The organism is Paenibacillus sp. LBL, assembly GCF_029893715.1.
Taxonomy (GTDB): Bacteria; Bacillota; Bacilli; order Paenibacillales; family Paenibacillaceae; genus Paenibacillus_AQ; species Paenibacillus_AQ glucanolyticus.
This window is the reverse complement of sequence record NZ_JARXYU010000002.1, coordinates 727,896-750,522: the sequence shown is the minus strand read 5'-3', so window position 1 is coordinate 750,522 and position 22,627 is coordinate 727,896. Positions and strand designations below refer to the sequence as shown.

Genomic DNA, 22,627 nt, shown 5'->3' with positions numbered 1-22,627 from the left:
ATTAACAAGCACAAGCGGCTCGAACAATACCTCTAATACCGATAGTGACTCTACCATTAACGAAACGGTTAATTCCACCAGTGGTGCAACCAACAACAGTGATAATGATAGTTCGGCTACCGTGACCGATACATTAACCTCAACTAGCGGCTCGAACAACGCATCAGACGCCACCAGCACTTCGTCATCGGGTGATAGTACCTCCACCAATGGAGATAATACCTCCACCACAAGTAGTGGTCCTGCGGCCAACTCATCGGATACGGACGCCACCAGCAGCTCAGGTGATAGCACATCAACGAATGGTGATAATACGTCAACCACAACAAGTGGTCCTGCAACAAACTCATCGGATACAGATGCTACATCGAGTGCAGGTGACAGTTCCTCAACCACTGGCGATAATTCATCCACAACCAGTGCCACTGCCACCACAGGTGATAACACCTCTACGCCTACAGCAACAGCGTCGACAGGCGATAATACTACCACCAATACCTCCAATGCTGACAACTCTTCAACGAACGACAACGCAAGCACCGCCAACAGCACGTTAAACTCCACCAGCTGCGCCACCAACGAATCCACGAATACCAGTGAATCCAACAACACCTTTGACTACAACAGCGCCTTAGTGAGCACGGCAAACGGGTTAGCGAGCTCGGCAAACAACTCGGCAAACACCGTCTCCAATGGCAACAACTTCACCGTTGGCAATCAAATTCAAATTAGCGACAATTCCGTGCTTTTAGCCTTATTGCTTTTGTTTTGCAAATGCCGTACCTGCTGTAACTGTCAGCCTTCTAGCGGATCAACAAGCGGCTGTACCTGCGGCACGTCGGGGACGACGAATTTGGAAGGGATTATTTCCAAACTGCTCGATGATGAAAAAAATAAACAACAGCGCATTTTTGATATGTTAAACCAAAATAATTCAATCGCTTAAGGAGGCGTTTACCCATGCTTGAAAACAGTTCAAAAACCACGTTCACGATGTCTCGCAAAAACGGAGAAACCACACTTTCGGTGGCGATCAACAATGGCAGCGACGAAGAAAAAAATATTAACATGGTCGTCAAAGACAGTGCAAACGGCAATGTATTGCCAAGTGTGATCGATGGCACAGCCATCGACAACGGGGTGACGCTGGAACCTAAAGCAATCAAAAACATGGTGATTGATACCACAAACGCCATCGGGCAAATTCTCGTGGAAATGGCAGGTGCAGGGAGGATGACAATGCGTCAAAAAAGTTCGTCATCCGGTGGCAAAACAAGCAACATCATCGAATTGATATTAAAATAAAAAATATGCTTCGTGAAGTATCGCGCAGAAACGATTCCTATAGCGCGATTCGTTGCCGATTCATTTGCTGCACGAGTGTTTCCTCGGTTGCGCAAATCGTCTCTACGAACCATCATGAAGGAATGATCTCCTAATATTAAATGACCGCTAATTAAGATTAGCGGTCATTTGGTGTTTTCAAAGCATACACTTGATGTCCGCTAATGTTTCGGTTAAAATAAGAATATCATGTCCGCTAATGTAAGACAAGATTTGGAGGCTTTGCTAATGAGAGAAACACCGGGGATTTCGGAACAGGGCGATCAGACGATTCAGGACTTCATTCACGCTCTCACCACCCACGAAGATTTGAATCCCAAAACACTAAAAGAGTATGCAAGCGACCTAAAACATTTCATCGGCTGGTTTGAGACCGCCTACCACCAAGAGGAAGAGATTATATTTCGAATTGAAGATGTGGCTACTCCAACATTAACGCGATATAGGGAAGCAGCACAAAAAATAATGGAATTGAAACCGGCGACCATTAACCGGCGGCTTATTACCCTGAAACGTTTTTTTGAATGGGCCGTGTCAGAATCCAGGATTCGCCGCGACCCTTCGAAGCCGGTTAAATTGGTTCCGGAAGAAAAGGTAAGCCCCAGACAGATGACAGACAAAGAAGAAGCTGCTTTGGTTGCTGCGGCCGAGCATGGCGGTTCTCTTCGGGATCAGACGATTCTAATCGTGATGTTTCACACGGGCTTACGAAGCATGGAAGTGTGTGACTTGGCTCCCGGAGATATTCAAATCGGTAAACGTAGTGGTCAGCTTACGGTCCGATCCGGAAAACGAAATAAACAGAGGGAAGTTCCTTTGAACGCCACGTGTAGAGTTGCTTTAGAAAAATATCTGGCAGAACTCCCTCCGCACAGTCCTTTTCTGTTTCCATCTGAAAAGACCGGCGATCGATTAACCGAACGTGCTTTACGTCATTTAATTCAAAAATATATGAAAGCAGCCCGGCTCGAAGGATTGAGCGCCCACGATCTACGGCACCGGTTCGGCTATGTGATGGCAGAAAACACGCCGTTGCACCGCTTGGCGCAAATTATGGGACACGATAGTCTGGACACAACGATGATTTACGTCAAGGCAACCCGTGCGGATCTGCAAGCGGAAGTCGAAAAAATAGCTTGGCAATAGGGGGATGAAGTACGATGTACGCGAGAGTAAGGGAACTGCTAACTCCGGAGGAACGGCTGCATTATTTGCAGATACCGCCTGATCTTGGCGAATGGGAATTGGGCACTTATTTCACATTTACACAGCATGACCTTGAAATCATACAGCAGCGGCGAAGAGATTATAATCGACTCGGCTTTGCCGTGCAGCTGTGCGTACTTCGTTATCTCGGCTGGACACTTTCTGATACAAAAGAAGTGCCGGTTCAAATTCTTCGTCATATTGCAAAGCAAATCAATGCCGATGTGGAGTCTTTTGCATCTTACGGCGACCGAGAAGCAACGAAGTACGAGCATCTGGATGAGATCCGGAAAGAATATGGCTACCAGACATTCACCTTGAGCGAATATCGTTCTTTGTGCAAGCATCTATTTAGCCATGCAATGGCAAACGGCAATCCCTTACACCTGATTCAACTCGCACTCGAAGATTTACGTAAGCGTAAAATCATTCTCCCTTCAATGGCTACAATTGAAAGAGCCGTTTGGGAAACGCGCAAACGAACAGAAGAAAAAATATTCAAGCTGCTCAGCAGTTCACTGACAGAATTACAAATTGCTAAGCTGGATCGCGTCTTAACCACCATGCCGGAAAGTAGCAAAACCTACTTAGCATGGTTAAGGGAAATTCCAGGTACTAGCTCTCCGGATTCTTTTTTGAAGGTGATTGAAAAACTCGAATACTTACGCGACTTGCAGCTGCAAGTCGATACGAAAGGCATCCATCCGAACCGTCTACGTCAACTTTCTAAAATCGGTTCGCGTTACGAACCTCATTCTTTCAGACGTTTTAATGATCCGAAAAAGTACGCGATTTTAGTAGCGTACCTATTGGAACTAATTCAGGATTTGACAGACCTGGCTTTCGAGATTCATGACCGGCAGATTATGATACTGCTTTCCAAAGGGAGAAAGGCCCAAGAGGAACTTCAAAAGCAAAACGGTAAATCGATCAACGAAAAGGTTGTTCACTTTGCCGATCTTGGAGCCGCTCTTATTAAGGCCCGAAGCGAAGGCATTGATCCGTTTGTTGCTCTTGATGCCGTCATGCCGTGGGATCAGGTCGTCGCATCCGTGGAGGAAGCTAAACGGCTGGCGCGACCAGTTGATTACGACTACTTGGACTTGTTAGAAAAGAAATTCTATGCGCTCCGAAAATACACGCCAACGCTGCTAAAATCGTTGGAATTTCGGTCAACTAAGTCCGCAGAGCCGCTAATGAAGGCGGTCGATATCATCCGGGATATGAATGAAACCGGGAAGCGGAAGGTTCCGGAAGGCGCGCCGCTGAACTTCGTTTCGAACCGCTGGCAAAAGCACGTTTACGACGATGACGGAACGATCAACCGGCATTACTACGAAATGGCTGTCCTGACAGAGTTGCGGAATTACGTTCGTTCCGGGGACGTGTCCATAGTCGGAAGCCGTCAGCATAAGGATTTCGAGGAATACCTTGTTCCGAAAGCCGATTGGAATGGCATTGATCCTAACGCTACAAAGCTTGCCGTCAGTTTGTCCGCAAAGGAATATCTTGAAGAACGGATTGAAGCACTTCTTCAAAGATTAAATTGGGTTTCGGATCACATCGATGAGCTGGACGGAGTAAATTTGGAGAACGGGAAATTGCACATTGAGCGATTGGAGAAAGATGTTCCCGATGAATCCCGAAATTTCAGTCTTTCCCTCTATGAGCTGCTACCACGAATTAAGCTTACGGATCTGCTCATGGAAGTAGCCAACTGGACGAATTTTCATGAGCAGTTTATTCACGCTTCCAGTAACCGCGCTCCGAACGAGGAAGAAACAACAATCCTTATGGCTACCCTTATGGCAATGGGAACGAACATCGGGCTTACGAAGATGGCTGAAGCCACGCCGAGCATTTCATATCGGCAAATGGCCAATACAGCTCAATGGCGGCTGTACGAAGACGCGATGAATAAAGCGCAAGCTGTTCTTGTCAATTTTCATCATAAGCTGGCGCTGCCTTCATATTGGGGGAATGGCACTACCTCCTCATCTGATGGAATGCGCGTCCAGATCGGTGTATCGTCTCTTCACGCAGATGCGAATCCTCACTACGGGACCGGAAAAGGAGCAACGATATATCGCTTCGTGAGCGACCAGTTTTCCACGTTCTATACGAAAGTCATCAATACGAACGCTCGGGATGCCGTACACGTCATCGACGGTTTGCTCCACCACGAAACGGACTTGTCCATTGAGGAGCATTATACGGATACAGCCGGTTACACCGATCAAGTCTTTGGTTTAACGCATTTGCTTGGATTTCGCTTTGCGCCGCGCTTACGCGACTTGGCTGATTCCAAGCTCTACGCTATCGGAAAACCGTCCATTTTCCCTAAATTGGAGAAGCTGCTTCGCGGACAGATTAATACAAAGATCATTCAAGAGAACTACGACGATGTACTCCGGCTGGCTCACTCCATCCGGGAAGGAACCGTTTCAGCATCACTCATTATGGGGAAAATCGGTTCCTATGCAAGACAAAACAGCTTGGCTACCGCGCTGAGAGAAATGGGGCGTATCGAGAAAACGATCTTCATTCTGGATTACCTTTCGAGCGAGGCGCTGCGGAGAAAAATCCATCGGGGGTTGAACAAAGGAGAAGCCATGAACGCATTGGCCAGAGCGATCTTCTTCGGCAAACATGGCGAACTGCGGGAACGTGCGCTACAAGATCAGCTCCAACGGGCAAGTGCGTTGAACATTATCATCAATGCAATTAGCGTTTGGAATACCGTCTATCTCCAGCAGGCAACTGAACACCGCAAAAAGCAAGGTAAGCTTCAGGAAGAACTGCTAAATCACATTTCCCCCCTTGGATGGGAGCACATCAATTTTCTAGGTGAATACAAATTCAACTTCAAGCAGAATACGTCTCTCAACTCATTACGACCGCTGAAACAACAGGAAGGTGAGTGATCGGTAGTCCGGGCGGTGTAGCCCGGACTATTGGGCTTAGAGTAAGAAAAAACGCTAAGCCAGGTACATCCGAAGGCTTAGCGTATATTATCGTTAAAATGTTGGCGGTACCCCAATTCCACAGAAACAATGTCTTGCAAGGCTTCCATGAAATGATAAGTCTCTTCAATCGACTTGAAGGCTGGAGTGATCATCTCAATTTGACTTTCTGAGAAATCAGTTTGAATATAAGGGTTTTCCGTCTTGCTTCCAAAAGCCTTTGGGTGAGGTGTCAGTGCAAGCTTTCCATCTTGATCGACCCGTACATTTTCTTTTTCTAAACCGAAATGACCTCGAAGCAGATCATTTTGAAGTGCATGGTCTATTACAACCTCTATAAGTTCACGATTCAACAATTTCATGTTTATGACCGTCCTTTATCCTTGTTCATTAAGAAGTGGCAAACGATTTATGAATACTGCGCAAAGACTTTCTAAACCAGATGACCAAAATGATACCCTTAAAAACACTACTTAGCGCAATCGACATCCACACCCCATTTAAACCAAACGGTTCAGATAAGAGCAAAGCCAAGGGTATTCTTAGCGCCGTAAATAAAATGCTGAAGATCGGCGGAATATGTGTTTTACCAATACCGTTAAACGCACCTACGGTCATCAGTTCCATGCACATAAATAATTGGGAGAAGCCGATAATTCGCATATAATCTTCTCCGAGCTTCATACTCGTATCATCAGATAGAAACAGCGAAAAGAGTTGCTGAGGGAACAAAATGAATATGAGCGAAATGAAAGTGCCAAATATGGAGGTCAACAGCAACGCTTTTCGATAACCCTGCTGAATTCGATCCAATCGACGTGCTCCGTAATTTTGTCCAAAAAAGGCCGCGATAGCCCCTTGTAGACCACCGATCGTCATATAGGAGATCGATTCAATTTGAATGCCAACTTTTTGAACCGCAATGGCATCAGCCCCCCACCTTACAATAATTTTAGCAATAATGATCGAAATGATCGTAAAGGTGACCCGTTGAATCGTAATCGGAACTCCCAATCGGATAACTTCTTTCATGAGACGATTGTTCCAGACCGATTGCTTAGAGATCATTTCTAAGTTTTTCGTTTTCATGATAAACAGCAAAGTTACTAATACATTGGCCGTTAATGTAGCAATAGCGGCCCCTGCAACTCCCCAACCTTCAAAACTGCCAACTCCATAGATTAGAAATGGATCAAGAATAATATTTAAAATGAGACCCATTGAAAAAATATAAAATGGTTGTTTACTGTTTCCCATCGCATTCAAAATGGTTGCATATAAGGTGTTCAGAATTGAAAATAGGGTACCTACTATCGAAATCAATAGAAATTGCTTCGCCATCTGCTCAACTTTTTCACTTCCCAGATCGAAGAAACCGATCAGCTGGTCCTGGGTCAATATGATAAAAACCATGTAGAGCAGCCCTAATACAATAGACATGATAAATCCGTTTTTTACATAAGACTTAGCTTGTTCTCCCTGACCGGCCCCCATACAATGTGAGACCTTGATGCCAGTACCAATCGTTATCATGGTCGATAACGCAATCGCTAAATTAATGAAGAAGCTTGCTGTGCCAATTGCAGCAACCGGTCCACTTCCTAGTCCTCCAACCCAAATCATATCCACAAGACCGTAGGTTGTAGATATAAAATTGGTTGCAATGATGGGAATCGTCAATTTCATTAAAGTAGACATAATAGGACCTTGGGTTAAATCATTCGTGCCCTTCATGATCTAGTTGCTCCTTCTTGCTCTCATGTTAAGGTAAAACCCGACCGCAAGGGTCGGGGCGAAAGCCTGTTACTGAATTAAGTTGTGCCGTATCGTTTTCTTTTCGAATTTGCTTTGTTGTCTTTTTAAGTGAAATCTAATTCATACATAAGCATACGCTTATATTTCAGCCGAATCTGTGACTGATTTTATAAACGCGGATTCTACTTCTAAAAATCTTTCGCTGTCAAGAGCAGCCATACATCCTGTACCTGCAGCTGTAATCGCCTGACGGTACTTCGGATCTTGTACGTCTCCGCAAGCAAAAACCCCGGGAATGTTCGTTTCGGTCGTACCAGGTTTCACACGAATATACCCAACTGGATCGGTATCGATCTGTCCTTTTAAAAATGCTGTATTGGGCGTATGACCCGTCGCAATAAAAATTCCGTTGGTCTCGATGATTTCTTCATTTCCTGTTTTTATATCCTTGACTCGCAGTCCGGTAACTCCGCGATCATCTGCGATAATTTCAGTGGATTCTTTGCTAAGAGCCCAGCTTATTTTAGGATTTTGTCTTGCACGTTCCTGCATAATCTTCGAAGCACGCAGTTCATCACGACGATGGACAATCGTTACCTTAGAAGCGAACTTCGTAAGGAAATTGGCTTCTTCCATGGCAGAATCTCCCCCGCCCACGACCAGCACTTCTTTATTTCGAAAAAAGAAACCATCACATGTCGCGCATGTGCTTACGCCACGGCCGATATTCTCCTTCTCGCCTGGTATACCGCCAAGTAAATTCGCTGATGCTCCCGTGGAGAGAATGATCGTTTCAGCTTCCAATTGACCCAGCCCCTCAACGGACAATCGAAACGGACGTGAAGAGAAATCCACTTCATGCACCCAACCATTCCTAAACTCAGCACCGAATCGAATCGCTTGTTTTCTCATATTATCCATGAGCTCAGGTCCCATGATTCCATCAACAAATCCAGGGAAATTCTCAACTTCTGTAGTTAATGTCAATTGGCCACCCGGTTGTGGTCCTTCAATAACAAGCGGATTCAAATTAGCTCTAGCTAAATAAATAGCTGCTGTTAAACCTGCTGGACCCGTTCCTATAATGATGGATTTGTACATAACTCTTCACTCCTTCGTTTGTTTGTACAGGGAGAATCCTGTCTTTCGATTCTCCCCCTTCTCTAATTATTAATTGCAGCTCGTTTTAGCAGATGAAACTGGCATGCAACAATCGTTGGCATTCGGCGCACTGCTAATACCACATACGCCAGTCTCTGGCAGCTCTAATTCAACCTTCGATGCAGCTTCCAGATCGCCATCCAGGTATGCTGCAATAGATCTGACCTGTTCGTAGCCCGTTGCCATAAGAAAGGTTGGCGCTCGGCCATAACTCTTCATTCCAACGAGATAAAAGTTCTTGTCTACATGGCGCAGCTCTTTTTCACCATGAGGTCTTACGGTTCCGCAGCTGTGTACATTGGGATCGATAAGGGGCGCAAGTGCTTCAACACTCTCCGTTGCAGGATCAATGCTAAGTCTAATCTCACTCAAGAATGAGAAATCCGGCCGGCTTCCTGTATTTACGATAATCTCATCGATTTCTTGTATCGCCTTGCTTTCACCATTTGCAGTCCCTTGGATATGAATCCTTCCATCGTTTTGGGAAACCTTCTCGATCATAAATGGAGTAACCACCTGGACTTGGCCGGCATCAATCAACTGGTGAATGTGGCTTCCAAGTGCTCCTCGAGCCTCTAACTGGTCATTCTCTTCACCACCGTAAGCTTCTTCAACCGATTTCTTTCTCATCACCCAAATAATTTCCGTGCTCGGATCTGTTTCTTTCAGCTTGGCTAGATCTAGTAATGTGTTGATCGCAGAGTGCCCGCCTCCTACGACTGCAATGCGTTTCCCTGTGTACTTCTGCTTTTGTTCTGCCGATAAATCCGGAATTCCATAATAAATGTGTTCTTTCAAATCACGCTCTTCACGTGTCCAAATCCCGTCTGCATGCAGCGGATTCGACTGTCCCCAGGTTCCGGACGCATCAATGACTGCCCTGGCTTCAAAGCGTTCCGTGGAGTTATTCGTTTCAACATAAAGTACGAATGGCGCAGCTTCACGCTTAGCCGATTTCATTTTATCTGTGTTTTTTTTCGAGATGGAAACCACTCTGGAATTCAACAGGATATAGGGCTCCAGTTCAGGCACCTTCGCCAAAGGTCTCAAATATTGATGAACGATCTCTTGACCGAAAGGTAATTCCGTTAGGACGGGTGGCTGCCATCCATGCTTACGTAAAAGACGCTCAGCGGCTTTATCGATGTTATATTGCCATGGTGAAAAAAGACGTACATGTCCCCATTGTAGAATGTTCTGACCAATGCTGGATCCGGCTTCAAAAAGGATAAATTTTTGCCCTCTCTCCACCAAGTGAGCTGCTGCTGCCAAACCAATAGGGCCGGCACCGATAATCGCGACCGGCAGGTTAGAGTTGTAGGACGCATGCTCCTCCTTTACAGCTTCCTTAGTGTTTGACGGTACTTGGGGAGTACAACAAGAAGATGAGGCTACCTTAAATTCAATGTTCTTCATACAGAAACCCTCCTTATGTTTTTGATTCATCAACTTTTTTTGATGTATGAGATAAAAAAATTATGTTTTTGTATTAGGATAGAAAACACAGCATAGCTTTTCGGATAATAATCCTTTGATTTCTTCATCGTTTAATTGATAATAGTTCCATTTTCCGATGCGTTCCATCAATATAATATTTGCATCTAGCAACATTTTTAGATGGTAAGACAGTTTTGATTGAGGCAGTTCCAGCATGTCAGTTAGGTCACAAACACATACTTTACCTCGTTGATTTAGTTCATAAATGATTCTCAGCCGATTTTTATCAGATAGGGCTTTAAACTTTTGTTCGTATAGGCTCAAAACGTCTTCTTGTATAAGGGAGACCTTCATGTTGTCACCTCATCTTTCCATCAAATTATTTTGATGTGGCCATTGTAGCAAGTCGCATTAAACACGTCAAGCATCAATTTTTTTTGATTTATATTGGAGTATATTCAAAATCAAACTCCAATATACAAAAGAACTGATCACAAGCCATAGAATTGTATTACTTGCATGTTGCAAATATATGTTGTATAACTATGACAAGAGGTGATTCGAAAATGGAAAATGCTCGTGAGTTGTTTCAAATCATGACCCGAAGGTTTGGTCTACTTAATAAAAACTGCTGCAGTATCGGAGGAAACGACGTTTCTTTAGTTCAAAGCCACATCTTATACGAAGTGGACCGGCAGCACAATCCTTCGATGCAACAGATTGCTGAAACACTAGGAACCGATATTACGACATTTAGCCGGCAGGTCCAATCCCTAATCAAAATGAATTTAGTTAAAAAAACACCAGATCCGCAGGACCGAAGAGTTCACACACTTGCCCTTACGACGGAGGGTAAATTTGTAGCAACAACAATTGATATGCAGATGAATGACTATCTTAACGAAGTATTCTCTTATATGACCGATTTCGAAAAAGAAACAGTTCTTCATTCCGTTAAAATTTTTAACGACGCGATGGCGAAATCCAATAAATGCTGCGGCCCATTATCTGAATAATAAATTTATTATATAGGAGATGAATTACGATGCTGCTCCATTCTTACGTTGCAGAGTATTTAATGAAAAGTGACCTTCACATTCAAAAAAGCCGAGAGATAACCAATAAAGAACTCAATAGAAAAAAATCTCGTATTTCATTCTCATTTTCAAGGCAACCGCGCAGGAATGCCTGCTGTGTTTCCTGCTGCTAAGCTTAAATTTCCTACATAGGAGGAACTGATTATGAAAACCACTTCGATTAGAGCAGCAGTCACTGATGATGTGGAACGAATATTGAACATTTATAATCAAGGAATCGAGGATCGTATAGCTACGCTAGAAGTTGATCAAAAAGATATTGCATACATGAATAACTGGTTTCAACAACACCAAAATCGTTATGCAGTCATTGTAGCTGAGTACGAAGATGTCGTAATCGGCTGGGCTTCCCTTAACCCTTTTTCTCAACGATGTGCTTATGACGGTGTTGCCGACCTATCCATATACATCGATCGAGCCTTCAGAGGTAAAGGAATTGGAAGTATACTTCTCCAGCGTCTTGAGGAGATTGCTAAAGAAAAAGACTTTTATAAAATCGTGTTGTTCACCTTTCCATTTAATCAAAATGGTCAAGGCTTATATCATAAACTTGGTTACCGTGATGTGGGGGTATTTGAAAAGCAAGGGGTCTTGGATGGGAGATATGTGGATGTTAAGATCATGGAGAAATTAATAAATATAAAAAAACCTAAAGCGTTCCTCCAGTGTTAATTTACTATTATTTCGGATTAGTGCTTAACAGTACTTTCGAATATGATGACCTTAGTATACCTACAATTATAAATGAAAGTATATTTTTTTGTATTATTTCGGCTATATTCTACATTGAACGAATTCGATATAACAATATCAATTATAGTGTTTCGCAAGCATTCTCTGATTTCCTCATTATTGCAATAGAAAAGCGAACTATCAGAGGATAGTTCGCTTTTCTTTCCTCCTTTATAGCTGCAACCACGTGGAAATATCCTCAGAAATGAGACCTTGATGACGGTGCCTAATAGGCATTTCGCTAATTTGCAACAGAAAGTAACTATCGTTGTTCCTAAAACATTCAAGGAGATACTTATCTAATAAATCAACATCATCATCCGTCTTGATAAGGTATACACGATCATGAAGATGTTTGATGTCATACAAACTATCCAGATGAAAATTAACGCAATCTTCGGTCCAACCTTCGTTCTTTGGCTTATATGAAAACAGATAGAGCTTCGATATTTAAATCAACCCCTTATAGTCCACTATAGCCCGATTTCTTTGGAGCTATTCAATTTACTTTGTGGTTGAAAAAGGATCTTCAACAACGGTGGAGCAATTAATGTCGTCAGAATAACCACAATGACAACAGATGTGAAATATTCTGGTAGTAGAAGTCCTGCTTGTAGGCCTGTGGAAGCAATGATTAATGCAACTTCCCCTCTTGATACCATGCCAGCTCCGACAGCAAATGATGATAAGTTATTAAAACCTGTAATTCTCGCTCCAAGAGCACCTCCCAGCAATTTGGTCAGAACTGCGGCTATGGTCAATACTACAATGAAGCCTACTTGTTGACTAACTCCTTGAAAGGATACATTGAGCCCAATGCTTACAAAAAAGACAGGGACAAAAATCGAATACGCGATGGGCTCGATTTTTTGTTCAACGGTGTGCTTTAAGGCCGTTTGTGAGATAGCTATTCCCGCAGCAAATGCACCAATTATACCGGCCATCCCCATCAAATCTGCGAAATAAGAAAATCCAAAACACACGACAAGTGCAATTGAAATCACAGGCTCTGTAACCTTTAAACTGGAGAGCCACTTCAAGACATGAGGAACAATAAGCCATCCTGCAATAATAACACCGACGAAAAATAACACCTTCTTACCTATAAGAAGGCCCATGGATATTTCCTGACCCGTGCCCAGGAAACTCATCATGAAAGCGAGTAGAATGACGACCAAAATATCATCTACTACAGCTGCCCCAAGGATAGTCGTTCCTTCTTTCGAACCAAGACGATCCAGATCTTTTAATACTTGAACAGAAATGCTTACGGAAGTTGCGCTAAACAACACTCCCATGAAAAGGGCGTAATTAACTGAAAAACCAAATAACTCTGCAACTCCATACCCTCCGATGAAAGGTAGTATAATTCCACCAACAGCAACAGCGACTGCTGATTTCCAATTCTTCTTCAGTTGTTCTACATCTGTTTCCAAACCAGCAATAAACATAAGCAGCAATACTCCTATCTCTGATACGTAATGGATAAATTCATTACTATCTATCCAACCAAGTACGGCAGGACCTAGAAGTATCCCGACAATTAGTTTTCCAAGTACAGCTGGTTGACCTAAACGTACTGATAAGTCTCCAGCTAGTTTAGTGAAAAGCAAAATAAGAACTAAATACCAAACAAATTCCATCCTATCTTCTCCCTCTGTCTTTAACTCGTATTCGAACGCGTTCTGGATAAATATAATCTACTCAAAATCCTAGGTCAATATAGGCATGAGAGCTATTTAAATAGGTTTAAAAGACCATTAAACCCCCGAATACATCCCCGTATACGATTATCTACATAAAATTCGTTAAAACTCAATCTAAGGGCGTATTAAAACGCGTGTTGTTTATTGGTTTCTCAACAACAGAAAAAGCGAGAAGAGTTACGCCCCGGTCATTTGCCGCATTCATGCAGCCGTGCGTGTCATTCTCGCCTTTTCTATGGTTACATACTGTCACGGGCAAACCGTCATGTGGTGTTCAACATAGAGTCAACTTACGGTCAGTTCGTGTTCATTTTACTGTCAAACCTAACCGCGTCTCACAATCTCCACCTTATTCACAAATCCTAAAGCAAACAATAAGTAGTGGTTTCCAAGTAACAGCAACGAATAAATAACTATCGCCCCGTTGATTAAATTACGTTTAATTTTCGAGGTATCGATACAAGGTTGTTTTACTAATCCCTGTTTCTTCACGTATTTGTGCAAGTGTATATTTATTGCTTTCATACATCTGGATCGCCTTCATCACGTTCTCATCAAGCTTGCGTGGACGTCCTAACTTCGTACCTTTTTCCTTAGCCTCATCCAGCCCTTTTTTGGTACTTTCACTAATTAAATCCCCTTGAAATTCTAGGATAGTTTCCACATGTTTATGGAATAAACGACCGGAATCTTCTCGGGTGTTTAGGTTTTCATTCAATGAATACAAATGGACTTGTCGGATTTGAAATTGATCCAATAATTCACTAAGATGCCTCGTCGAGTCAGCGAGCGAAAATAGTCTGGTCACAACTATTGTATCTCCAGGCATGAGTCGATCCAACATCAATTCTAATTGAGTTCTCTTTTTCGCAGATGAGTGTTCTTCTTTAAATAAGTGATCGCAGGACTTTCTTTTTAAAATTTCTAGTTGATTTTGACAATGTGGATCATCCTGAGAGGGTCTCATGTAACCAAATATCATATTAAAACTCCTAATCACGTATGACTTTATAAAATTATAACACATATAAGGGACCAAAAAGGTTCCATTTTGGTGCAATCCGTGATAATATCAATGTACTAGAACCGGTCATGACTTTAAAAGTAAAAGTCATAGCAAATGATAAGGAGTGGAAGTACAAGTGATTGAACGGATTAAACAAGAATGGTTTTCTAACACCAAAAGCGATATCTTGGCTGGTATCGTGGTAGCTTTGGCTCTTATTCCAGAAGCGATTGCATTTTCAATTATCGCTGGTGTTGATCCAATGGTAGGACTATATGCTTCATTTTGTATCGCTGTAATTATATCTTTTATAGGTGGTCGGCCAGGGATGATTTCCGCTGCTACCGGAGCAATGGCCTTACTTATGGTTCCGCTCGTAAAGGAACATGGCATTCAGTATTTATTGGCGGCAACTGTCCTCACGGGCATCATCCAATTGCTGTTTGGAATATTCAAAATCGGCAAACTCATGAAATTCATACCGAGAGCTGTCATGATTGGTTTTGTTAATGCTCTTGCTATTCTAATATTTATGGCTCAGGTACCGCATTTTGTAGGAATTTCAACTCTGACCTATATATTCGTGGCTGTTACTCTCATTATTGTATATGTATTACCCCGCTTCTTCAAAGCTATTCCTGCGCCTCTTATCGCTATTGTTGTGCTCACTGCCGCAGCAATATGGGGCAATCTAGATTTGGGAACTGTCGGTGAATTGGGAGTCATCACTCAATCCTTACCCTCTTTTCTAATCCCTAACATCCCATTTAATCTTGAAACGTTACAAATCATCTTCCCTTACTCGATTTCCCTAGCCGTTGTGGGTTTGGTTGAATCTCTTCTAACCTCTTCGATTGTAGATGATATGACCGAAACAGAGAGTAACAAAAATAAGGAAGCTCGTGGACAAGGCATCGCAAACATCATTACGGGTTTCTTCGGTGGCATGGCTGGCTGCGCGATGATCGGACAGTCTGTCATCAATGTAAAATCGGGCGGTCGTACTAGGTTGTCGACATTTGTAGCTGGTGTGTTTCTGATGTTTCTGATTATTGTTCTAGGTGGAGTTGTGGTACAAATTCCAATGCCTGTCTTGGCTGGGATCATGATCATGGTATCAATAGGTACTTTTGACTGGTCATCATTCTCCTATGTAAGAAAAGCCCCTAAAAGTGATGCTTTTGTCATGCTGGCTACTGTCATTGTTGTCGTTGTTACGGACAACCTTGCAATTGGGGTTCTCTTAGGAATCATCTTAAGTGCCATATTCTTTGCTTCTAAAATATCAAAGGTAAGTGTTACAAGCGAAATCAGGGGGAATAAAACAACGTTCAAGATCTCTGGCCAACTCTTTTTTGCATCTGTAGAAGGATTCGTCAACGCATTTGATTACAACGTCACAGACAAAGACATTGTTCTCGACTTTTCGAATGCGCACATTTGGGATGACTCAGGGGTCGGCGCCGTAGATAAAGTTGTAATTAAGTACCGTGCTAATCATAATCGTGTCACCATTAAAGGACTCAATGCATCAAGTGAAAAAATTGTAAATAGATTAGCTGTATACCACGATTCTAACGCGCAATTAAAATCTCATTAGAACAGGAGTGATATCCATGTATCAACATATTTTACTTGCTGCGGACGGTTCAAAGAACTCCGTTCGCGCTGCAGCTGAAGCAGCTCGGTTAGCATCTCTTGCTGAAGGTGCAACAGTAGAAGTTCTGTACGCTGTAGATCCAACAAAAATAAAAGAAGAGGTGCTCCATTCACAAAACCATGAAGAAATTGAATTAAAACGGAAGCAAAAACTATTACCAGTTACAGAAGAACTGGGAAACAAAAGCGTGAATCATCAAATCACAATAGTCATTGGTGATCCGGGCCCCACAATTGTTGATTACTCGAAAAAGGAAAGTGTTGATCTTATCATTATAGGTAGTCGAGGCCTTAATTCATTTCAAGAATTTGTTTTAGGAAGTGTCAGCCATAAAGTAGTCAAGAGAGCTCAGTGCCCTGTTATGGTGGTAAAGTAGAACAAATAATTAAACATGACCTATGTCAAAAGCATAGGGCATGTTTTTTTAATCTTTAAGTACTTAATCAAACTGATAACGCTTCTTCAAAAACCTCATTAACTTCAAAGTTTTCGCCTTACGATTAACCACCTTCATTCTTAAGTCATAGGCTCCAGCCCATTTTCGAATCGTTTAAATAGGCAACTGCATAGGATGAAAAGAAAATTACGAAACCATAAAGAGGAGAATGAATATGTATCGCTATCATCCATGCCACCCTTATCAAGGGCATAATCCTACGCATAACTACTGTAATAACCAAAACTGGAGCAATTATTTGAATCCTCATTATTCAAGTTGGAACAATACCAACTGGAGTCGTTATAATGAAAATTTGAAATTAACAGATTATGGGCAAAGACCGCTTGTGTTGAATATTGATCAAGCAACTAAACAAAACAATACTTACCGAACCGCTTTATGGACAGGGAAGCACTTACAAGTGACACTAATGAGCATTAATGTTGGAGATGACATTGGTTTAGAAGTTCATCCAACAACTGATCAATTCATACGAATTGAACAAGGTCAGGGACTTGTTCAAATGGGTGATAGTAAAGATAATCTGGATTTTCAAAAAATGGCCTATGATGATTATGCGATCATGATACCGGCTGGAAAATGGCACAATGTAACCAATATGGGTAATGTACCACTAAAAGTATACGTGATCTATGCTCCTCCTGAGCATCCATATGGCACGGTTCATGAAACAAAAGCAGATGCCATGTATGCTAGGTACAATAAAGGATAGTAACATTAAATTAAAACAGCGGCAAACTTGGGTTTTGACATCTCAGTTAGCCGCTGTATTTATTCCCCTTTCAAAACTCCGCCTCATCCTGCTCAAAGAATCCCATCAGATTTAACGTGTTAGCCATAAAAAAAGCTTGTCGGTTTGATGGACTGAACTGCACCCCAATTGTTAGACACATCTAATAGTTGGAGGTGCAGTTTTTTTATGACTAAATTTACTAAGGATAGCAAATTGGCATTAATTCAAGGGTATGACTCTGATCTTCTATCTCAGACCGAATACGCAAATCAAGTGGGCGTTACCAAGTCTCAATTCCAATATTGGTTGAAGCTCTATGAGATGCATGGTGAGACTGTCTTTACTAACGGCTATACAAATTATCCGGCAAGCTTTAAACTGGACGTACTCAGTCATATGGCTCAATCAGACGCTTCTCTCATGGATACCGCTGTTTTGTTTAAGCTTCCGGACTTCTCCATGTTGTATTCCTGGCAGAGAAAGATGGAGACAGGCGGTTTAGAAGCCCTTGAGCCAAAAAAGAAAGGGCGTCCATCCATGAAGAAAAATTCCAATTCGTCTACCAAACGATCCGTAGTTCAAGGGTCTGTCGAAGCACTCGAAGAACGTATCAAACAGCTTGAAATGGAAAATGAGTATCTAAAAAAGTTGAATGCCTTAGTTCGAAACAAGGAAAAATCACCAAACAAGACAAAGCACAAGCCGTCTGGCAACTAAGGCATAAATATCCGGTGAAGGCACTCGTACAGCTGGCTGGTATCCCGCGCAGCACCTATTACAACCTTATAAAGCGTATGAACCAACCAGATCCGAATGCCGAGTTGGGGGCTGAAATCCAGTCCATTTACGTGGAACATGATGGACGTTACGGATATCGCCGTATTCGTGATGAACTGGCAGTCCGTGGGTGGAAAGTTAACCACAAAAAGGTTCAGAGACTCATGAAGAAGATGGGCCTTCAATGCCTGGTTCGCATGAAAAAGTATAAGTCATATAAAGGGACCGTCGGCAAGATTGCACCGAATCATCTGGACCGCCAGTTCACGGCTGGGGCGCCAAATGAGAAATGGGTGACGGACATTACGGAGTTTAAGTTATTTGGAGAAAAGCTGTATCTATCGCCCATTTTGGACTTATTCAACGGGGAAATTATCACCTATACCATGGGTTCACGACCAACCTATTCTCTGGTATCCGAGATGCTGGATGCAGGACTGAAGCGTCTGCCAGAAGAACACCAACTTCTCCTTCATTCAGATCAAGGATGGCATTACCAAATGAAGCCGTATCGCCATGCGCTTAAGTCGAGTGGCATTCTCCAAAGCATGTCACGAAAAGGGAATTGTTACGACAATGCCGTCATAGAGAATTTCTTCGGCATTCTTAAGTCGGAGTTTCTGTACTACAAAGAGTTTGAAAGTGTGGAACATTTTAAGGAAGAACTAAAAAAGTATGTTGAATACTACAATACCAAACGGTTAAAGGCAAAATTAAAAATGAGTCCGGTACAGTACCGAACTCATTTTGAGAAAGCTGCCTAATGAAATAACCGTGTCTAACTTTTGGGGGTCACTTCATAATAGCGACTTTTAATGGGACTATGGCGTATGTATACACCCCAAAGCCATATCCCTCAACAGTTTTATATCAAACGGTTATATATCAATAAATCCACTCTACTGCTATATTCATAGTCATCTGATCGAAACAATAACTTAAATTGACATATCAAAATGATAAAAACTCAGGTAGTTGTTGTTCACGCTTGTCGAGCATAATCTGTTCCGGCTTAATGCCCTGCTCACGCAGTACTTCAATGTTCTGAAGGAGGAATTCGTCGCTGCCGACAACATAGAACAGTCCATCCTTGTCTGTAGCAAGATTTTTCACTTCTTCATAGTAGTCTGTACGATTATCGACGAACTGTGATGTGAACTTCTTGTCAGGAACGGATTCGAAAATATTAGTAAATAAGAAATCTTTTGATGAATCTATGTTCAGGGAATGAATTTGATTGACATGGTCAGCGCGTTCGAAATAATCAAGAACAAGCGGTCTGAAAGTTGCCAGTCCGACACCTGATGACAGCAGGTAAACATTTTTGTCTTCTCTTTTAAGCGGTACATTCGAATGAGTTTTAAATATGGCAACTTCATCGCCGACTTTAAGATTTCTTAAAATCGTTTTAAACTCAGAACACTGCTCTCTGATTCGTGTTGTGATACCGATTGATTTTTCGTGCGGTAAAGTAGAGATTGACATGTGGCGAATCAGGCTGCGGTTTGGTTTATCTCCGGCATTAAACCCTTCCAGTGCGAAGTGGGTGTGGGAACCTTCTTCCCATGTAAAGTCTTTCGGACAATCGAGGAGGTACGTTTTAACCTCCGGTGTTTCTTCAATAATCTTATTTATTTTAATCCAATATATTTGCATGATATATCCTCCCTACTCCATTATATGTATTGTTTTTAATATACAACAAGTGATAACAATTCTCAATTAAAAGGTTCGCTAACTCGATGATTTGATTCTGAGCCCTGACGTGGGCTTCTTGATCCAACGGGATTGTATTAGTTCTTGTCGTTGAGTTAGGACAAGAACTTGTACCCTTTGCTGTAACTTGCGTTCTTTTCACCTTATGAATTTTTATCCATCTTCGTTTAGCAAAATAAAACCAAAAATAAAAAAACCGTTGGATCTAAATCATCAATGAGTTTTTAAAAATTTAATTTTTTAATCTAGAAATTGTATTTTTCAGGATTTCTAAAAAAATCAAGATAATTATACCTTCCAATAGGTTCAAAGGTCTTCCTATCCTCATTGAACTCTAAAACAATGATATCTCCACTCAGTCCAGAATTAGTTTCTGTTTCAACTATGGCTATTCTGTTCTCAGCTAGCTGTACAACTGACTCGCTAACGGACGGTGGAAAAACAGGTTCATTATTTTGGGGGAATGGCTTAAGAGCAATAAGTATAAGACAAATTAAGATTCCAATCAAAATCTTTGTATTGATTTTTTCCTGCATTGCTTCTCCTCCTACTAAGACTTTTTTAAGTATCTACACATATATAAAACACATTGTATCAAATAAAGTTTGGTTTCTTATCGGGATATATTTAAAGCTGGTAGTTTGCCACTGCGGTAGCTACTCATGTCGGTCATCTCCACGAGTTATGAACAGAAGACGTTCTTTTTATGCGAAGTGTGTGATGTTGGAACAGAGTTAGTGACGAATATTAATTAGGTTGGCTGAAGCTGTACGTACCAAGAGAGAAAATAGTACTTTGTTTTTTTACTGTTCCTTTTCTATAAGTTGCCCCGACAATATTCCTGCTCTTCTGATGACCTCTATTCTTTCCTCTCTTCCTTCTGTTTTTTATCATGTCGATAGCAGTTTTAAAATTCGTAATTACATATCCCGTTGTCTCAAAACCATTAGGAATTTCTACAAATTCTTTTACCTTAACTAAATAATAAAGCCTATATGCATCGAGCTCCTTCCAATACCAACTTGCAAAGAGTGATTTTTCCTCTGACAAAACTAATCCTGCTTCTTCCATAACCTCTCTGTTGAGACCATCAATAATTGATTCGTCCTTTGTCAATCGTCCTCCGATAGTTGTTAAAACTTTTTCTTATTGCATACCAACTTAATTTGAATCTTGTCCTTCATAGCTTACTTATTCTTATTAACCTATCGTGTCTGTTAACTTAACGATGATTGGTAATTAACTCATTATGTAAGGCGACTTTCTATGGGATTATGTTTTTGCCCCTCGATACTAACATTTAACTGTCTTTTGCTCGTGTAGCAACTAATCAGTTTTGCTTTCATCTTTGAAATTAAAATGTTCATGATGGATCGCATCCATCCCAACCAACTTACTACTCTTATTATGGTAATATGCGAAGTTATTATTTAGCGGCATTCGAAGTAATTGATAATTGTGATCTCTTGGCAAAGATTTGACGTCCTTAAGTGCTAAATCACGGGTGGTGTAAATACCTATTGGAAAGAAATTTGGAAAGCAAGTTGAAACATCAACAACGAAAATCCCCCAAACGTAATCATTTGGCACATAATTCACCCTTATTCTTTATTTTAAGTTCTAAAACCAGAGTTAATTATTCGGTGACCAGTTGGATTATCCTGTTAGCTGAAAAGGCTGCCGATGATCTCGGCAGCCTTTTGTTCATGGTGTTATCGTTTCCTGTAGTTCAGCGCTATTCATCATTTGAACACTATAGGAATTCGTCGATCAACGAAAATCCATTGATGATCCTCATCCGACTATCTTTCAGAAAATCGCGAGTCCAATTGTCCGGCTGACGTAAATCCCAGCTCCGGTATATACAACGAATACAATTATTTCGCGAAGTTTAAGGAAGAGTGACAACTGTTCCTTCCAGCCTTCTGGCAGCCGTCGGCCATTTTCAGTATAGCCTAGTGCAAAATGTTCGATGAAGAGTTCGTATTGCATTTTCCGTTCAGACTTCGAATCTTCCCCGAATACATAAAGCAAATAATAAAGTTGAATGGCAATGTCCTCGGCATACCAACTGTATTGGCATTCGTCAAAATCGAAGAGTGTGATTTCACCTGTTTCGTCGACCATAAAATTCCCTGCATTGATATCCCCGTGAATCAGACCGAAATTATCTGGAGTAACAGGCTGACTAGCCAAACGCTCTTTAAGTTCATCAAGGACACGAAGGATTGGTGCATGCTCGGGTGGTAAATACTCCCGAGCGTGTAAAAGGTAATCGTTGCGCTCCCACGAGTGTCTTCTGGCCAAAGGTTCATAACGTTTGGCCAGATCATGTAGATGGCCGGTCATGCATCCGCATTGCTCATAGAGCATGGGATTATTTAGACATTCCGGGTATCCGATTTTACGGCCGGGAGCGTGTTTGAAGGAGGTCGCGTAGAAATCGACTATCTTCCCAGAGACACATTCGACGTCTATTCCTTGATCCGAAGGTATCGGTTCTGAGACTGACATTCCATTCTCTGCGAGATAACGGATCCACTCTAATTCGGCTTCAAGTCCTTTCTGAGTACGCAGAGTGCTAGGTGTGAAACGGGGAATGTATTTGCATCCTTCGCAAGTGTAGGAATAGATGAAATTTTGAAATCCTCCAATGAAGGACAGCTCCTTCAAGCTCAAACCAAATCGCGCGGCACCTTCTATGGTGTGTTCATCCAGAAACAGTGGTTTAATTTGTGGTCCATGAGTTCTCCTTGGGTAATTGAGTCGTGATTGAACTATTCTCTCGCGAAAGAGCCTTTTTCCTGATGTCATTCGGTTACCTCAATTTAATAAGATGGATACCTGGTGACATAAACAATTCTCACTCCAAGA

20 protein-coding genes and 1 pseudogene are annotated in these 22,627 nt (G+C 41.9%); 9 read left to right on the top strand and 12 right to left on the bottom strand.

All coding sequences use genetic code 11. The annotated features are described in order from the left end of the window. On the bottom strand, positions 1–606 hold a 606-nt coding region (locus M2277_RS08455; RefSeq protein ID WP_280754581.1), incomplete at its 3' end, for a hypothetical protein. Between the two features lie 354 nt (positions 607–960). Between M2277_RS08455 and M2277_RS08450 the strand changes: the two genes are divergently transcribed. From M2277_RS08450 to M2277_RS08440, 3 genes are all read left to right on the top strand, one after another. After that, positions 961–1,305 carry a hypothetical protein gene (locus M2277_RS08450; protein ID WP_006211803.1) on the top strand — a complete coding sequence of 115 codons (345 nt, stop codon included), beginning with the start codon at positions 961–963 and terminating at the stop codon, positions 1,303–1,305. 267 nt (positions 1,306–1,572) lie between these two features. Next, positions 1,573–2,490 (top strand): tyrosine-type recombinase/integrase, encoded by a 918-nt coding sequence (locus M2277_RS08445; protein WP_006211804.1) that lies wholly within the window; start codon positions 1,573–1,575, stop codon positions 2,488–2,490. A 14-nt stretch (positions 2,491–2,504) separates the two neighbouring features. Next, positions 2,505–5,474, top strand: coding sequence for a Tn3 family transposase (locus M2277_RS08440; RefSeq protein WP_028598545.1), 2,970 nt, complete (start codon positions 2,505–2,507; stop codon positions 5,472–5,474). Between the two features lie 119 nt (positions 5,475–5,593). Here the strand turns inward: M2277_RS08440 and M2277_RS08435 are convergent. The 5 genes and pseudogenes from M2277_RS08435 to M2277_RS08415 form a co-directional block, all read right to left on the bottom strand. Further along, positions 5,594–5,875 (bottom strand): annotated as a pseudogene (locus tag M2277_RS08435) (bifunctional glutamate--cysteine ligase GshA/glutathione synthetase GshB); the annotation flags it as partial. Between the two features lie 28 nt (positions 5,876–5,903). Then, entirely contained in the window at positions 5,904–7,247 is a 1,344-nt protein-coding gene (locus tag M2277_RS08430; RefSeq protein ID WP_036638475.1) for an MATE family efflux transporter, read from the bottom strand. A gap of 159 nt (positions 7,248–7,406) precedes the next feature. Further along, positions 7,407–8,369 carry a thioredoxin-disulfide reductase gene (gene trxB, locus M2277_RS08425; protein ID WP_036638472.1) on the bottom strand — a complete coding sequence of 321 codons (963 nt, stop codon included), beginning with the start codon at positions 8,367–8,369 and terminating at the stop codon, positions 7,407–7,409. 69 nt (positions 8,370–8,438) lie between these two features. Further along, entirely contained in the window at positions 8,439–9,845 is a 1,407-nt protein-coding gene (locus M2277_RS08420) for an NAD(P)-binding domain-containing protein (RefSeq protein ID WP_036638468.1), read from the bottom strand. 60 nt (positions 9,846–9,905) lie between these two features. Beyond that, complete coding sequence (locus M2277_RS08415) at positions 9,906–10,220, bottom strand: ArsR/SmtB family transcription factor (RefSeq protein WP_036638466.1); 315 nt, start codon at positions 10,218–10,220, stop codon at positions 9,906–9,908. A gap of 212 nt (positions 10,221–10,432) precedes the next feature. On the opposite strand from M2277_RS08415, the gene M2277_RS08410 reads away from it, so the two are divergent. Beyond that, positions 10,433–10,882, top strand: coding sequence for a MarR family winged helix-turn-helix transcriptional regulator (locus M2277_RS08410; RefSeq protein ID WP_036638464.1), 450 nt, complete (start codon positions 10,433–10,435; stop codon positions 10,880–10,882). 225 nt (positions 10,883–11,107) lie between these two features. Further along, positions 11,108–11,635 carry an arsinothricin resistance N-acetyltransferase ArsN1 family A gene (locus tag M2277_RS08405; RefSeq protein WP_036638462.1) on the top strand — a complete coding sequence of 176 codons (528 nt, stop codon included), beginning with the start codon at positions 11,108–11,110 and terminating at the stop codon, positions 11,633–11,635. 533 nt (positions 11,636–12,168) lie between these two features. Here M2277_RS08405 and M2277_RS08400 read toward each other — a convergent pair. Continuing rightward, positions 12,169–13,338, bottom strand: coding sequence for a cation:proton antiporter (locus M2277_RS08400; RefSeq protein ID WP_036643452.1), 1,170 nt, complete (start codon positions 13,336–13,338; stop codon positions 12,169–12,171). A gap of 502 nt (positions 13,339–13,840) precedes the next feature. Beyond that, positions 13,841–14,383, bottom strand: a complete 543-nt coding sequence (locus tag M2277_RS08395; RefSeq protein WP_036643451.1) for a recombinase family protein — start codon at positions 14,381–14,383, stop codon at positions 13,841–13,843. A 160-nt stretch (positions 14,384–14,543) separates the two neighbouring features. On the opposite strand from M2277_RS08395, the gene M2277_RS08390 reads away from it, so the two are divergent. From M2277_RS08390 to M2277_RS08375, 4 genes are all read left to right on the top strand, one after another. Beyond that, complete coding sequence (locus M2277_RS08390; protein WP_076152815.1) at positions 14,544–16,007, top strand: SulP family inorganic anion transporter; 1,464 nt, start codon at positions 14,544–14,546, stop codon at positions 16,005–16,007. Between the two features lie 16 nt (positions 16,008–16,023). After that, positions 16,024–16,443, top strand: coding sequence for a universal stress protein (locus M2277_RS08385; protein ID WP_036643449.1), 420 nt, complete (start codon positions 16,024–16,026; stop codon positions 16,441–16,443). A gap of 235 nt (positions 16,444–16,678) precedes the next feature. Further along, complete coding sequence (locus tag M2277_RS08380; protein WP_036643448.1) at positions 16,679–17,239, top strand: cupin domain-containing protein; 561 nt, start codon at positions 16,679–16,681, stop codon at positions 17,237–17,239. Between the two features lie 207 nt (positions 17,240–17,446). Next, positions 17,447–18,801 (top strand): IS3 family transposase gene (locus M2277_RS08375; RefSeq protein WP_156515017.1). Its coding sequence is split into 2 segments (ribosomal slippage): positions 17,447–17,900 and positions 17,900–18,801, totalling 1,356 coding nucleotides; the frame shifts between segments, so codons are not numbered across the junction. Between the two features lie 187 nt (positions 18,802–18,988). On the opposite strand, the gene M2277_RS08370 is transcribed toward M2277_RS08375, so the two are convergent. From M2277_RS08370 to M2277_RS08355, 4 genes are all read right to left on the bottom strand, one after another. After that, the gene (locus tag M2277_RS08370) at positions 18,989–19,693 is read right to left on the bottom strand and encodes a dihydropteridine reductase (protein ID WP_280754580.1); all 705 of its coding nucleotides are present in this window, start codon (positions 19,691–19,693) and stop codon (positions 18,989–18,991) included. A gap of 305 nt (positions 19,694–19,998) precedes the next feature. Then, a complete protein-coding gene (locus tag M2277_RS08365; protein WP_036639117.1) occupies positions 19,999–20,289 on the bottom strand; it encodes a hypothetical protein in 291 nt (96 codons plus the stop codon). 211 nt (positions 20,290–20,500) lie between these two features. Then, positions 20,501–20,869, bottom strand: coding sequence for an NUDIX hydrolase (locus M2277_RS08360; protein ID WP_280754579.1), 369 nt, complete (start codon positions 20,867–20,869; stop codon positions 20,501–20,503). 693 nt (positions 20,870–21,562) lie between these two features. Beyond that, complete coding sequence (locus M2277_RS08355) at positions 21,563–22,567, bottom strand: phosphotransferase enzyme family protein (RefSeq protein WP_280754578.1); 1,005 nt, start codon at positions 22,565–22,567, stop codon at positions 21,563–21,565. Positions 22,568–22,627: the final 60 nt, after the last annotated feature.

Bases quoted from the DNA above. Each gene is read 5' to 3' on its own strand.
- M2277_RS08450 (WP_006211803.1), top strand. From the start codon at position 961: ATGCTTGAAAACAGTTCAAAAACCACGTTCACGATGTCTCGCAAAAAC.
- M2277_RS08445 (WP_006211804.1), top strand. From the start codon at position 1,573: ATGAGAGAAACACCGGGGATTTCGGAACAGGGCGATCAGACGATTCAG.
- M2277_RS08440 (WP_028598545.1), top strand. From the start codon at position 2,505: ATGTACGCGAGAGTAAGGGAACTGCTAACTCCGGAGGAACGGCTGCAT.
- M2277_RS08430 (WP_036638475.1), bottom strand. From the start codon at position 7,247: ATGAAGGGCACGAATGATTTAACCCAAGGTCCTATTATGTCTACTTTA.
- trxB (WP_036638472.1), bottom strand. From the start codon at position 8,369: ATGTACAAATCCATCATTATAGGAACGGGTCCAGCAGGTTTAACAGCA.
- M2277_RS08420 (WP_036638468.1), bottom strand. From the start codon at position 9,845: ATGAAGAACATTGAATTTAAGGTAGCCTCATCTTCTTGTTGTACTCCC.
- M2277_RS08415 (WP_036638466.1), bottom strand. From the start codon at position 10,220: ATGAAGGTCTCCCTTATACAAGAAGACGTTTTGAGCCTATACGAACAA.
- M2277_RS08410 (WP_036638464.1), top strand. From the start codon at position 10,433: ATGGAAAATGCTCGTGAGTTGTTTCAAATCATGACCCGAAGGTTTGGT.
- M2277_RS08405 (WP_036638462.1), top strand. From the start codon at position 11,108: ATGAAAACCACTTCGATTAGAGCAGCAGTCACTGATGATGTGGAACGA.
- M2277_RS08400 (WP_036643452.1), bottom strand. From the start codon at position 13,338: ATGGAATTTGTTTGGTATTTAGTTCTTATTTTGCTTTTCACTAAACTA.
- M2277_RS08395 (WP_036643451.1), bottom strand. From the start codon at position 14,383: ATGATATTTGGTTACATGAGACCCTCTCAGGATGATCCACATTGTCAA.
- M2277_RS08385 (WP_036643449.1), top strand. From the start codon at position 16,024: ATGTATCAACATATTTTACTTGCTGCGGACGGTTCAAAGAACTCCGTT.
- M2277_RS08380 (WP_036643448.1), top strand. From the start codon at position 16,679: ATGTATCGCTATCATCCATGCCACCCTTATCAAGGGCATAATCCTACG.
- M2277_RS08370 (WP_280754580.1), bottom strand. From the start codon at position 19,693: ATGCAAATATATTGGATTAAAATAAATAAGATTATTGAAGAAACACCG.
- M2277_RS08365 (WP_036639117.1), bottom strand. From the start codon at position 20,289: ATGCAGGAAAAAATCAATACAAAGATTTTGATTGGAATCTTAATTTGT.
- M2277_RS08355 (WP_280754578.1), bottom strand. From the start codon at position 22,567: ATGACATCAGGAAAAAGGCTCTTTCGCGAGAGAATAGTTCAATCACGA.